Origin of the sequence: Anaeromyxobacter sp. SG17 (genome assembly GCF_022690695.1) — a bacterium.
In the GTDB taxonomy this organism is placed as follows: Bacteria; Myxococcota; Myxococcia; order Myxococcales; family Anaeromyxobacteraceae; genus Anaeromyxobacter; species Anaeromyxobacter soli.
This window is the reverse complement of sequence record NZ_JALCYX010000003.1, coordinates 183992-196626: the sequence shown is the minus strand read 5'-3', so window position 1 is coordinate 196626 and position 12635 is coordinate 183992. Positions and strand designations below refer to the sequence as shown.

The 12635-nt window shown below is 71.9% G+C and carries 12 protein-coding genes; 6 read left to right on the top strand and 6 right to left on the bottom strand.

Annotated features, from left to right (window positions below; genetic code table 11):
- The 3 genes from MNY60_RS02795 to MNY60_RS02785 form a co-directional block, all read left to right on the top strand.
- The coding region (locus tag MNY60_RS02795) for an AgmX/PglI C-terminal domain-containing protein (protein ID WP_242360004.1) at positions 1-495 on the top strand (495 nt) is incomplete at its 5' end.
- Positions 496-716: 221 nt separating this feature from the next.
- Positions 717-1769 carry a TIGR04552 family protein gene (locus MNY60_RS02790; RefSeq protein WP_242360007.1) on the top strand — a complete coding sequence of 351 codons (1053 nt, stop codon included), beginning with the start codon at positions 717-719 and terminating at the stop codon, positions 1767-1769.
- Positions 1766-1951: a hypothetical protein gene (locus tag MNY60_RS02785; protein ID WP_242360003.1), complete on the top strand. Its 186-nt coding sequence runs from the start codon at positions 1766-1768 to the stop codon at positions 1949-1951. Before MNY60_RS02790 ends, MNY60_RS02785 begins: the two co-directional genes overlap by 4 nt.
- 54 nt (positions 1952-2005) lie before the next feature.
- On the opposite strand, the gene MNY60_RS02780 is transcribed toward MNY60_RS02785, so the two are convergent.
- The 3 genes from MNY60_RS02780 to ffh all read right to left on the bottom strand — a co-directional run bounded on the left by MNY60_RS02780 (position 2006) and on the right by ffh (position 5863).
- A complete protein-coding gene (locus tag MNY60_RS02780) occupies positions 2006-3127 on the bottom strand; it encodes a hybrid sensor histidine kinase/response regulator (protein ID WP_242360002.1) in 1122 nt (373 codons plus the stop codon).
- A 168-nt stretch (positions 3128-3295) separates the two neighbouring features.
- Positions 3296-4201, bottom strand: a complete 906-nt coding sequence (gene amrB, locus MNY60_RS02775) for an AmmeMemoRadiSam system protein B (RefSeq protein WP_242360001.1) — start codon at positions 4199-4201, stop codon at positions 3296-3298.
- Positions 4202-4210: 9 nt separating this feature from the next.
- Entirely contained in the window at positions 4211-5863 is a 1653-nt protein-coding gene (gene ffh / locus MNY60_RS02770) for a signal recognition particle protein (protein WP_242360000.1), read from the bottom strand.
- Between the two features lie 44 nt (positions 5864-5907).
- On the opposite strand from ffh, the gene MNY60_RS02765 reads away from it, so the two are divergent.
- Entirely contained in the window at positions 5908-6366 is a 459-nt protein-coding gene (locus MNY60_RS02765; RefSeq protein WP_242359999.1) for a DUF2203 domain-containing protein, read from the top strand.
- Positions 6367-6389: 23 nt separating this feature from the next.
- Positions 6390-6908 (top strand): hypothetical protein, encoded by a 519-nt coding sequence (locus MNY60_RS02760; RefSeq protein WP_242359998.1) that lies wholly within the window; start codon positions 6390-6392, stop codon positions 6906-6908.
- A gap of 26 nt (positions 6909-6934) precedes the next feature.
- Here the strand turns inward: MNY60_RS02760 and MNY60_RS02755 are convergent, their stop codons facing one another.
- The 3 genes from MNY60_RS02755 to MNY60_RS02745 form a co-directional block, all read right to left on the bottom strand.
- Positions 6935-7327 (bottom strand): response regulator, encoded by a 393-nt coding sequence (locus MNY60_RS02755; RefSeq protein WP_242359997.1) that lies wholly within the window; start codon positions 7325-7327, stop codon positions 6935-6937.
- Positions 7328-7613: 286 nt separating this feature from the next.
- Positions 7614-8498: an ATP-binding protein gene (locus MNY60_RS02750; RefSeq protein WP_242339573.1), complete on the bottom strand. Its 885-nt coding sequence runs from the start codon at positions 8496-8498 to the stop codon at positions 7614-7616.
- A 198-nt stretch (positions 8499-8696) separates the two neighbouring features.
- Entirely contained in the window at positions 8697-9791 is a 1095-nt protein-coding gene (locus MNY60_RS02745; RefSeq protein WP_242339571.1) for a hypothetical protein, read from the bottom strand.
- Between the two features lie 305 nt (positions 9792-10096).
- Between MNY60_RS02745 and MNY60_RS02740 the strand changes: the two genes are divergently transcribed.
- Positions 10097-12631: a PPC domain-containing protein gene (locus tag MNY60_RS02740; protein ID WP_242339569.1), complete on the top strand. Its 2535-nt coding sequence runs from the start codon at positions 10097-10099 to the stop codon at positions 12629-12631.
- Positions 12632-12635 lie beyond the last annotated feature (4 nt).

Below are 12635 nucleotides of genomic sequence, written 5' to 3'. Positions count from 1 at the left end.
GAGCCCGCGCCGCGGCCGCGCGAGACGCGCGTCGCCCAGGCGACGCCGCCGCCCCCGGCGCCGAGCCCTGCGCCCGCACCTGCCCCGGCCCGCAAGAAGGACGTCCTCGACTTCGAGTCGAACGACGCGGCGCTCGACGACGCGCTGGGCGGCGGCTCGGGCTCCGCCCGCCGGTCCGTCTACGTCCCGCCGCGCCCCGGCGGCGAGGTGCCCGCGAAGCTGAGCTCGGGGCAGATCAACGAGTCGGTCGCGCAGCGGATGGACGGCCTCCAGCGCTGCATGTCGGAGCAGAAGGCGCGCGACGCCGAGGCCACCGGCACGCTCAGGATGCGCTGGATCATCAACGCGGACGGCTCGGTGCGCGAGGTGAAGTGCCTCACGCCCGAGTTCGCGAGCGGTCAGTTCGCCCAGTGCCTCGCGGGCGTCGTGAAGAGCATCAAGTTCCCGCGCTCCACGACGACCGGCCAGGAGGTCACCTTCCCGTTCCGGTTCTGATCCCGGCCCGTCGCCGCGGGCGGCGCGTCGCGCGCCCCCGCGGCACGACGCCGCGCCGCCCACCGCGAACGAGCGGGCGGGCGATCGGACGGCCCGCCGGGTCGGCTTGACCGGAGGGCGCGCCGCTGCCACTGTCCCGCGGACCCCGAGGACGAGGAGAGGTGGCGTTGCACACGAAGCTCGCGCCGGTGCCGGCCGGCGGGTACCGACCTCTCGAGCGGATGGGGATCGCCGAGCTCGAGGCGCTGCGCGTGATCCTCCGCGGCGGCTCCGTCATCGACTGGCGGCGGCTCAACTTCCGTGATCGGGAGGAGGTCGAGGGCTACCTCCGCCTGAACCAGTTCGACCACGAGGACCTCCGCGACGTGCGGCGGCTGCGCGCCATCCTCGCCCAGGCCGTCGAGTACCTCCGCTCCGTCTTCGGCTACCGCGTCGCGGTGCCCGTCGCGGAGCCCGAGGACGTCCGCGATCTGTTCCTCTTCGCCTCGGGGACGCTCGAGCCCCGGCGCTTCCGGCGGATCGCCTGCGTCGTGCTCAAGGTGATGCACGTGATCCACCACCTCGAGGCGCGCGAGCTCCTGTTCCGCACGCCGCTCCGCGAGTCCGACCTCGCGCAGCGCGCGCACCGGCGGATCATGGCCGAGGCGGACCGGATGCGCGCGGCGGGCCTGCCCGTGATCGAGTTCGCCGGCAACTCCAAGTCGCGCGACTCGCTCGTCACGAAGCTGCTCGCCAAGAAGGAGTCCGTCGCGGCGCAGGTGTTCGACCGGGTCCGCTACCGGATCGTGACCGAGCGCACCGACCAGATCGCGCCGGTCGTGTGGCACCTCACCCAGACGCTGTTCCCGTTCAACTACGCGGTGCCCGGCCAGACGCAGAACAGCCTGGTCCGCTTCCAGGAGCTGCTCGCGAGCCACCCGCGCGGCTCGGCGATCGCCTCGGAGCTGCAGCTCCCGGCGGACCTCGAGCGGCGCGATCCCGCCGCCAAGCGCAACGAGTTCAGCGGCCGCGACTTCCGGGTGCTCAACTTCGTCGTCGACCTGCCGGTCCGGATCGACGACCTCATGCCGCCGCTCGATCCCATGGCGGACGAGCTCGGCCGGATCGTGTTCTCCCTCGTCGAGTTCCAGGTGGTGGACGCGGCGACCGCCGCGCGGAACGAGGAGGGGGACTCGTCGCACGAGCGCTACAAGCGCCGGCAGCACCATCGCGTGCTGCGGCGGCTCTCGCGCGGGCTGGTCGTCCCGAAGAAGGGGAAGCGAGGTGGGGGATGAGGGAGACGACGAAGGAGAGCCCGTTGGACCGCGGCGAGGTGGAGCTGCCCGGCCGGTGCCAGGTCTGCGGGGCCGAGGGGAAGACCATCGCGGTGCCGTCCGCGCCGCCGCCGAACGAGTTCTGCGCGCGCTGCGCCATCGAGTACGGCGAGGCGGCCGCGGCCGACGAGGACGAGCCGTAGGCCCGCGCCGGGACGAGGCCTCCGGCGCGCGCCGTCGCGGAGCGGCGGGAGGCGTCAGGTCCCCGACTCGAGCAGGGCCTCCGCCTCGAGCGGCAGCTCGACCGTGAACCGGGCTCCCTCGCCCGGCCGGCTGTAGAGGGCGATGCCGCCCCCGTGCGCCTCCGCGATCTGGCGGGCGATGAAGAGGCCCAGGCCGAGCCCGCCGTAGTTGCGCGGCGAGACCGCCCGCTCGAAGCGGCCGAAGACGCGGTCGACGTCCCCGGGGTCGATGCCGATGCCCTCGTCGCGCACCTCGAGGCGGGCGACGCCCCCGGCCGCCGTCACGTCGACGTGGACGGGCTTGCCGGCGCCGTACTTGAGGGCGTTCGAGAGCAGGTTCGTGAGGAGCTGCTCGAGGCGGAGCCGGTCGAACCGGCCGACGACCGGGGCGGGGGCGGCGACGGACAGGACGCAGCCGGCGCGAGACGCGTCGGGCGCGAAGCGCGCGCCGAGCTCCCGCGAGAGCCGGGCGAGGTCGAGCTCCTCGCGGGAGAGGCGCATGCGTCCGGAGGCGATCCGCGACACGTCGAGGAGGCCGTCCACGAGGCCGACCAGGCGTCCGGTCTGACGGAGCGCCGCGTCGAGCTTCCCCGCGAGCCGCGCGTCGCAGCCCTCGAGCTCGCGGCCGAGCGCCTCGAGCCGGAGCTGCAGGCTCGTGAGCGGCGTCTTGAGCTCGTGCGAGGCGACCGCCATGAACTCGTCGCGCACCCGCACCGCCTCGGCGAGCTCTCCCGCGAGGGCGTGCGCCCGCCGCTCCGCGGCGTGGGTGCGGAGCAGCGCGCGCAGGAGCGCGACGAGCTCGGCTGCCTCGAACGGCTGGACGAGGTAGGCGTCGGCGCCGGCCTCGAGCCCGTGGACCCGGTCGCCGGTCTCCACCAGCGCGGCGGAGGTGAGGAGCACGGGGATGGAGGAGGTGGCCTCGGAGCCCTTCAGCCGGCGGCAGACCTCGTACCCGTCGATCCCCGGGAGCCGCACGTCGAGCACCACGGCGTCGAACGGCGTGGCCTCCACGGCCGCGAGGGCGTCCTCCCCCGACTCGGCCTCGTCCACCTCGAAGGCGACCGCGGAGAGCATCCGGGTGACGAGATAGCGGGCGGCGGCACGGTCGTTGACGTTGAGGATCCTGGGCGGCGGCATCGAGGCGGGGGTCTCTCGCGAGGTGTCGGGGCCTCCCCGCCGCCGTGAGGCGCGCGCGAGGCGCAGTAGGACATTATGCGCGAACGACCCGGCGCGCTCGTCCGAGGCAGCGCCTTTTCACCGGGGTGCCCTCGGCGGGGCGCCCGGGCGCTCGCCCGCTCCGGCGCCTCAGCCGGCGGCGGCGGCGAAGCTCACCGAGTCCGTCCCGTCGGTCCACTGCGCGTAGTGGAGGAGCCGCGCGGCGCGCCCGCTCGCGCGCAGCGCCGCGTAGATGGGGGCAACCCCGCAGAGCCTCCGCCGTGCGTCCTCGCGGACCGCGTCGCGGTGGAACCCGTCCGCGTCTCCGGCAGCGAGGTACGAGAGGGTGCGCCGGTCGGCGGCGGCGTGGGCCGCGAGCTCGGCCGCAGTGGGCGGGCGCGGGTCGCCGTAGAGCGGGCCGACGTGCGCGAGATCGGCCGCGGCGACGAAGCAGACTCGCCGGCCGGAGGTCGCGCGGGCGAGCGCCGCCAGGAACGGGCGTGTCGCCTCGGCGGGCGCGGCGAGGTGGGAGATGCTCGAGCAGAGCACCGGCAGGACCGTGAACGGACGCCGGAGGAGGTGGCGCAGCACCACGACCTGGAGCTCCACCGAGTGCTCGCCCGCGTGGCAGAGCTCGTCCGCGAGCACCTCCTCCGCGCCGAGGCGGGCGGCGATGGCCTCCACCGCCGCGCGATCGGTCGGCACCGCGCCGAGCGGCGTGGCGTAGTCGAGGCGGGTGAGGGTGAAGAGGTGCGGCGGCGTCGCGTGCGCCGTGCCGAAGACGACGAACAGGTCGGCGTCGGTCGCGGCGAGCGCGCGGTACGCGCGGGCGTAGCCGGCGGCGCCGCGCGGGTAGTCGATGTGCGGCGCGACGAGGAGGCGGACGGGCTCGCACGGCGGGGGCGCGACCCCGTCGCGGAGCCAGCCGTCGAGCGCGCGGCGGAGCGCGATCGGGTCGTCGGGGTAGACCGCGCCCGCCCAGGCGGCAGGGCGGAAGGGGAGGGCGCGGAAGCTCGAGAGCGCGCCGGAGGTCTCGCCGTCGCTCGCGTCTCCCACCGCCCGCTCCTACTTGCGGCCGCGCTTGCGCGCCTTCTTGCGCGCCTGGCGCTCCGCCTTGCGCTTCTTGTTGCGCGCGTCGCGGTCCTTCTTGGACTCGAGCGCGATCGGCTCGGGCGCGTAGCCCATGAGCCGCGCCCGCGCCATCGCGCCGGCGGACATGGGCGGCGTGTAGCCCTTCGGCAGCCCCATCTGCTGCGCCATCGCCGCGTCCGGCACGAGCCCGCCCGAGAGCGCGCGCTCCACCGCCTGCGCGTCGGCGCCGAGCACGTCCTCCATGCCCTTGCCCTGCAGCTTGCGCAGGCTCATGAGCTGCTTCACGCCGGGGAGGCGCGAGAGCAGGCCGGGGGCGGAGCCGATCTGCTTCATCACCCCGCGCATGGAGTTGTACTGCTTGAGGAGGTCGCGGACCTCCTTCTCTCCGCGCCCCGAGCCGCGCGCGATCCGCTTGAGGCGCGCGTCGTTGATGACGTCGGGGCGCTGGCGCTCGACCTTCGTCATCGAGTCGACCATGGCGACGATCTTGGTGAGCGCCTGGTCGTCGAACTGGAAGCCCTCCGGCAGGTCGCCGAAGAGCGGGAACTTCTCCATCAGGTCGCCGAGAGGACCCATCTTCCGGACGAGCCGGATCTGGTTCACGAAGTCCTCGAGCGTGAAGTCGCCCGAGAGGATCTTCTGCGCCTCGGCCTCCGCCGTCTCCTCGTCGACGTGCTGCTCGAAGTCCTTGACGAGCCCGACGATGTCGCCGAACCCGAGGATGCGGGAGGCGAGCCCCTCGGGGCGGAACTCCTCGAGCCGGTCGAGCGACTCGCCCATGCCGAGGAACTTGATGGGCTTGCCGGTGACCTCCTTGATGGAGAGCGCGGCGCCGCCGCGCGCGTCGCCGTCGAGCTTCGTGAGGATGAAGCCGTCGAGCGAGAGGCGGCGGTCGAACTCGGAGGCGGTCTTCACCGCGTCCTGGCCGATCATGGCGTCGGCGACGAGGAGGATGTTCTCCGGCGCGACGTTCCGCTTGATGTCCTCGAGCTCCACCATGAGCTCCTCGTCGACGGCGAGGCGGCCCGCGGTGTCGTAGATGACGACGTTCGCCTTCTCGCGCTGCGCCGCCTCGAAGGCGTGCAGGCACATCTCCGGCGGCGACACGCCCGGCTCGTGGAACACCGGCACGCCGAGGCGCTCGCCGAGGACCTTGAGCTGATCGACGGCGGCGGGGCGGTACACGTCGGCGGCGACGAGGAGGGGCTTCTTCCCCTCCTTGAGGAGCTTGTTCGCGATCTTGCCGGCGGTGGTCGTCTTGCCGGAGCCCTGCAGGCCGACCATCATCACGCCGGTCGGACGCCCCCGCGCCGCGTCGCGGAGCGAGGTGTCGACCGGGCCCATGAGCGCCTCGAGCTCGTCGTGGCAGATCTTGACGAAGTGGTCCTGGGGCGTGACCCGAACGACGCCCTTCTCCGTCTTGACCTTGGTCTCGACGACCTCGCCGATGGCCTTCTCGCGCACGCGCGCGACGAAGCGCTTCACGACCTCGAAGGAGACGTCCGCCTCGAGCAGCGAGACGCGGATGTCGCGCAGCGCGTCGTCGACCACCTCGGGGGTGATCTCCGTCCGCCCCTTCAGCTTGTTCCGCGCTGCCTTGAACCCCTTGGATACGGTCTCGAGCATGGGACTCCGGGTGCCTCCGCCAGGCCCGCGCTTATAACACGGAGATGTCTGGGAATCCGCCCGTGGACGAGGGTCCGCGCTTCTTCACCGTCGAGGAGGCCAACGCGCTCGTGGCCGAGCTGGAGCTCGATTTCGGGCGCCTCGCGGCCGCCCGCGCCGAGCTCGGCCCGCTCGTCGAGTCGCTCGGCGGCGCCGACGTCGCGGTGGCCCTCCTCCGGGGAGACGGCCCCCCGGAGGGCAGGGAGGCGGACGCCGCTCGGCTCGAGCGGCTGGCCGGTGAGATCACCCGCGTCATCGAGCGCGTGAACGGCATGGGCTGCCTCGTGAAGGACGTCGAGGCGGGGCTCGTGGACTTCTACGCCGTGGTCGAGGGCGAGCCGGCGTTCCTCTGCTGGCAGTTCGGCGAGCCGGCCGTGAGCCACTGGCACCCGCTCGAGGGAGGCTTCGCGGCCCGCGAGGAGATCGCCGGGGTGAGCGTCCGGCCGCCCACGTTCCGGAACTGAGGAGGGCGCCCCGCGCCGCCGCCGTGCCGTTCGCGTACTACGCGCGCCTGTCACCCCGGGAGAAGGCGATCTACCGCGCCAGCGACGCGGTCCCGGCCATCCCGGTGCCGGGCGTCGCCTCGCTGCACCCGCAGGTCGAGGCGCTGCGGGAGGCTCTCGCGCGCGACGACGGCGAGGCGGTGGCGCGCGCCGCCTTCGCGCTGTGCGCGGGGATCTCCCGGGCGCTCGGCGCGCGCACGCCGAAGCTCGAGATCCACGCGGTCCGGCCGAGCGCGGACTTTGGCGAGCTGCACGGCCTCTACACCCCCGATCCCGACGAGCCGCCCTGCATCCGCGTCTGGATGCGCACCGCCCGCCACGCGCGCGTGGTCGCGTTCCGCACGTTCCTTCGAACGCTCCTCCACGAGCTCGTGCACCACCTCGACCTCGAGGTGCTCGGGCTCGAGTGGTCGTTCCACACCGAGGGCTTCTTCAAGCGGGAGTCGAGCCTGTTCCACCAGCTCGTGCCGGAGGCGGCCCGGGCGCCGCCGCGGCGGGCGTGAGACGGCGCGCGCTCGTCGCCGAGCGGTCAGATCCGCTCGGCGGCGTCCGCGGAGAGCTCGGCGACCGTCGAGAGCAGGTCGTCGATGCTGAACGGCTTCGGCAGGTACCGGTCCGGCTGCGCGTCGCCAGGCGGCGAGGCAGAGACGACGACCACCGGGATGCCCGCCAGGGCTGGGTCCGCGAGCTGCTCCTGGCGGAACTGCCACCCGCTCATGACGGGCATGAGGAGGTCGAGGAGGATGACATCCGGTCGCGGGCAGTCGCGCAGCACGTCGAGCGCGTCCTGCCCGTTCTCGGCGAGCGCGACGTCGTAGCCCTCGCTGCCGAGAGCCTCGGCGAGCGCCTCGCGGATGTCGGGATCGTCCTCGACGACGAGGACGGCGCCGCGCGACCGCATGCGGCGTGCGCGAGAGGACATGAGTGGGTGTGCCTGAGCTGGGATGAATGCCATCTTCGTGTCCCCCGCCGAGCCCGTGAACCCGCCGCCACGCCACCGTGCCGTATCGACACGGAGGACGTCGCAGGGCGTAGCCCGAGCCTCGCGAGGTCGCTGACGGTGCAAACGCGTTGCCTGAAGCGATCGTTCCGGGAAGCGCCCTGAATCTCGCGCCGCGCCACTTCTGGGACGCACTGCGTCGTTGACGGGCGTGCGAGCGGGCCTCGTGCCGGTCGTCGGTGCTGCCGGATGACCGCTCGGGCGTCCGCTAGCGCGAGCGCAGCATGCTCTGGCCCACCCAGTCGCTCGCGAACTGGTAGGCGATGCGCCCGCTGCGATCGCCCTTCTGATTCGACCAGGCGACGGCCGCCTCCGCCGCCTGCCGATTCCACGCCGGCTCGGCGCCCGCCCTCTCGCAGAGCTTCGTGACCCACTGCCTCGCCACGGCCACGTACTCGTCCTGCGAGAAGGCGTGGAACCCGACCCAGAGGCCGAACCGCCCCGACAGCGAGATCTTCTCCTCGACCGCCTCGCCGTGGTGGATCTCGTTCTTGACGAGCAGCGCCCCGAGGTTGTCCGTCTCGAACTCCGGGATGAGGTGGCGCCGGTTGGAGGTGACGTAGATGAGGACGTTCTCGGGCGGCGCGTACACGGAGCCGTCGAGCGCGCTCTTCAACATCTTGTAGCTCGACTCGCCCACCTCGAACGAGACGTCGTCCGAGAAGAGGAGGAAGCGATACGGCTGCCCGGCGACCTCGTCCACGATGGCCGGGAGGCTCACCAGGTCGTCCTTGTCGACCTGGATGATGCGCAGGCCCTCGGACGCGTACGCGCGGAGGAGCGCCCGCACGAGCGACGACTTCCCGGTCCCGCGCGTCCCCCACAGCAGGACGTTGTTCGCGGGGAAGCCGGCGAGGAACTGGCGCGTGTTCGCCTCGACGATGCGCTTCTGCTCCTCGATGCCGAGCAGGTCCGAGAGCTGGATCCCCTCGACGCTCGAGACGGCCTCGAGGTAGCCGGCGAACGAGTGGCGCCTCCAGTTCGCCGCGTGGGTCCTGCCCCAGTCGATCTTCTCGATGGGCTTCGGGAGCAGGAGCTCCATCGACGAGAGGACGCGGCGCAGCTGGTCTTGGACGTCCGGGTCGAGCGGCATCGGGAAACGATAGCACCCGCGGCGCGCGCCTCGCGAGGCGTCCCCCCGGCCCACGCGCTCGAGGCGTCCGGCCGCGGTGTGACGAGCCTCGGCACGCTCGCGAGCGCCGCGCTGAACCGATGGAACGGCCCCGGTGCGGGAGCGCCGGGGCCGCTGGACGGCCGGATCAGGTCAGCACGCGATCAGGCGTCGCCCGGTCTACGGCGACTCCATCGGTTTGGAGTAATCGCTCGCGCACAGCGGGGGCCACCCCTCGTCATACCGGAACGTCAGGCCCGACTTCTCGACGTTCGTGACGCACAGGTCGTACTCGCCGTACGGGAACGCGCGCAGGGCGAACTTCGCGATGCCCTCTCTATTGGTCGTGACCCTCTGCGTGAGCATCGTCGGGCCATACAACACCCGCCATTCGGCCGTGACGGTCGCCCTGCTCAGGTCCACACCGGTGAAGTGGCGGATGTTGACCGCCGCCGTGTAGTTCCACAGACGGCCGGACCGGATGGCCCCGTAAGAGAAGTCGATGAAAGCGACGTACATGTACGGTTCGGTTGACGGCGTCACGTAGGTTTCAGCCGTTCCCTGAAGGCCGCCGGCGTCGGTCGCCGCGACGGTCACCGTGTAGGACCCGGACGCGTCATAGGTGTGCGGGGGCCCCTGGCAGATGATGTCTACGTTCCCGAGGGCCTGCATTTCGGGCGTGGGGTCGGGCGTCGGGAACAGGGTCAGGACCTCGCCAGTCTCGGGGCCCCCGCCGTCGCCGTAGTCGACCGTGCACGACTCGATCGCGTCGTCATTGCTCCAGAGCGACGCAACCGCACTCGTCTCGTAACCGACGACGGGAAGACGAGGGTCGAGCTGAACCTCCTGGACGTGCGGAGCCTGGTTCGGCCTCACATAGACGGCGGCGTTGTCCCAGATCTCGGGCTCGGTCGCGTGGATTAGATGCAGGCACACCGTGTAGTAGCCCTCCTGCGAGAAGGTCAGGTCCACGAAGTCGACGACGATGGAGTTGACGTTGAAGGAAGGTTCGGTGACGCCGCAGGTGCCTGATGCGTTGGGATAGGGGCCGGTGAAGGCGTCGTACCAGCCCTCCACGCTGTAGCCCGCGGGGTAGGCCGGGGTTCCGTCCTTCAAGGTTCTGAGCACGAACCTCTGCGTGGTGCCCAACACCACGGGACCCTGCTCGATACCGGCGCCGTTCGTCCACGTGAAATACTGATTCGAATAGGCGACCGCCGCCGCCGGAGCCAGACCGACGAGCAGCGCCGTCGTGAGCGAGACCAACCGTTTCATGTCCGCCTCCTCATCTCTCGACGCGATGCAGCTCGAGTGACGGGACGAGGATGCGCCCCGATTCGCGAGGCTCGGCGCGAATCATCGTGTGACCCGTGGCTCCTATGACCTGCGGGTGCGCCCGCAGGACGCGCTTGCGACCCTGCCTGCGCCGACAACGCTCATGCCCTGGCCCGGGCACTCGCTCTCCGGCCGCGCGCGCCGCCTGCGTGCCGCAGCCCCGCAGTGGTCGAGGCTGGTATTCGCGCGACACGCCTAGAGTGCGCGTGAGCAATTCGCGCCATTGCAGGCGTGACGAGGGGACCATGCACGCACACGCGATCCGGATCGTCTTCGCGGTCGTCGCGGCTGCGACGGTCGCGCACGGCAGCTCCCACACCGCCGCGCAGGAGCTCACGAGCCTGAGCACGTGTGTCCAGCTCCAGGACGGAGTGCCGATCACCAACCTCTGGGCGGCGCAAGGCCAGCAGCGCTGCTTCGGCCTCACCGTGCCCGCCGGCCAGCGATCACTGACAGTGGACGTGACCCAGCTGACCGGCAACGCCGATCTCTACGTCCGGTTCGGCGCAATGCCGACGCTCAGGGAGTACGACTGCCGGAGCAGCGCGAGGACCGGCGGCGACAGGTGCACGATCGCCGACCCCGCGCCCGGCACCTGGTTCGTGATGCTCTACGCGCGGACCGCGTTCTCCGGCGCGACCCTCGTCGCCGCGCACGAGGGCGCGACCTGTACCCCGCTCCAGGAAGGCGTCGCCTCGACGGGGCTCTCGGCGGCGCAAGGTGAGCAGCCCTGCTTCGCGATCGGCGTGCCCGCCGGTCAGAGCTCCCTCGTGGTCTCCACGGCGGGAGGGACGGGGAACGCCAACCTGTACGTCCGTCAGGGCTGGGTGCCCACCACGAGGACGTACGACTGCCGGAGCGCGGCGAGGACCAACGACGAGTCGTGCACGATCCCCAACCCCTCCGCCGGGGCCTGGTACGTGGTGCTCGACGCGGACAAGGCCTACTCCGGCGTCGCGCTCACGGCGACCTACGCCGCGCAGCCGAGCGGGTCACTCGTCGTCAATAGTCTCGAGGACGTGGCGAGCCCGACGGGCCGCGCGGTGACGCTGAGGTCGGCGCTCGCGGCCGCCGCCTCGGGCGAGCGGATCACGTTCGACCGCTCGCTCGACGGCGGGACGATCCTGCTGTCGATCGTGGGGGACGAGCACACGGTGCTGAAGGGCGAGGTGTACGCGGCGGGCGCGTTCTCCGGATACCAGGAGCGCGACTATGGGCGCTCGGCGCTGTACGCGCGCAAGGACGTCGTCATCGACGCCTCGATGCTGCCGAACGGCATCACCCTGCGCTGGAACGGCGGCGACACCAGCCACGCGCGCGTGCTCGCGGTCTACGGCAACCTGGCGATGAACAACGTCATGATCTCGTCGGGTTCCTCGGTTGCCGAACCCATCTCCGGCTCCACCCAACCGTTCACGCTGGCCAGGGGCGGCGGCCTGGCGGTGTGGGGCACCGCCACGCTCGAGCGGTGCACGATCGCGGGCAACACGGTCGTGGGCGACACCCAGGCCTCCCGTGACCGCGGCAGCTACGGCGGCGGGATCTACGCCAACGGCCTCGTCCTGCGCGGCGTCGTCGTGAGCGGGAACGCGGCGATCGGATACGGGGCCGCGGGAGGCGGCGTCTACTCGGTCGGCGGCGCCGACAGCACGTCGGGGCGCGGCAACAACACGTTCCTCGACCGCTGCACGGTCAGCGGCAATCTCGTCCGTGCCCAGCACGCGTACGGCGGCGGCATCTTCACCCTCTCCGGCGGGCCGAACAACCTCGCCACGATGGAGATCAAGAACAGCACGGTGGCGAGGAACCTGGTGGAGGACAACGACGCCCTGCCCCAGGACGGGCAGTATTACTACCGCGGCAGCGGCGTGTACATGGGCGGCGGATCGCTCTCGGTCGTCGCGAGCACCATCGCCGAGAACGCCGTCGACGGCCCGGCCGCGATCTTCAGCGGCAGGCCGAACGTCGGCGGCGGAGGCGTGGCTGCCACCATCGGGAACGCGCACACCGTCGAGTACGTGTGGCTGCAGAACTCGATCGTCGTGGGGAACACGCTCAACGGTGTCGCCGAGGACTGGTTCCCGGGCTCGATCCTCGACTTCCGCAGCGCTGGCTACAACGTCGTGGGGCGGATCGACTTCAGCCAGATCCTGGTCCCGGTGCCGGCCTGGGGGCACCTGAACCGGAGGCGCTGGCCGAAGCTGGGCGACCAGGAGGGCGTCGCGCTCGGCGCCGCGCTCGACGTCGCAGGGGCGCGCTTCCATGAGTCGATCGTGTCCGCCGGCACGGACGCCGGCGGGCCTGCGCTCCTCTGGTACCCGCCGGGCACGGCGGCCGCCGACAAGATCCCGGCCGCCCCGTACCCGCTCACGTATGTGAACGGCCGATACACGGGCTACGGTGTCCCGACGGACGACTTCCTGAACCACGTGATCCTGCAGCTCAGACAGGAGTACGGGTCCGAGCTGGGCAGCGACTTCGGGAGCGGGTTCGGGGACCTGACCGGGACCACCTGGTACGAGCACCCCGTCACCTGGCCTTCCGACCCGCGGAACGCGCCCTGGATCAAGTTCTGGCGCGATCTCGACGTCGCGATCGGCGACAGGCTCGGGATGGTCCGCCTCGGTGACGACTTCTGGGGAACGTTCGTGACCGGGCCGCTCGGCAACGTGTCCCTCACCGTCGAGCGGGTGACCCAGACGTACCTGCGCGAGCCGACCGACCAGACGGGGGCGACGCGCAGCGGCGGGCTGGCGGACGTCGGGGCCATCGAGCAGTAGCGCG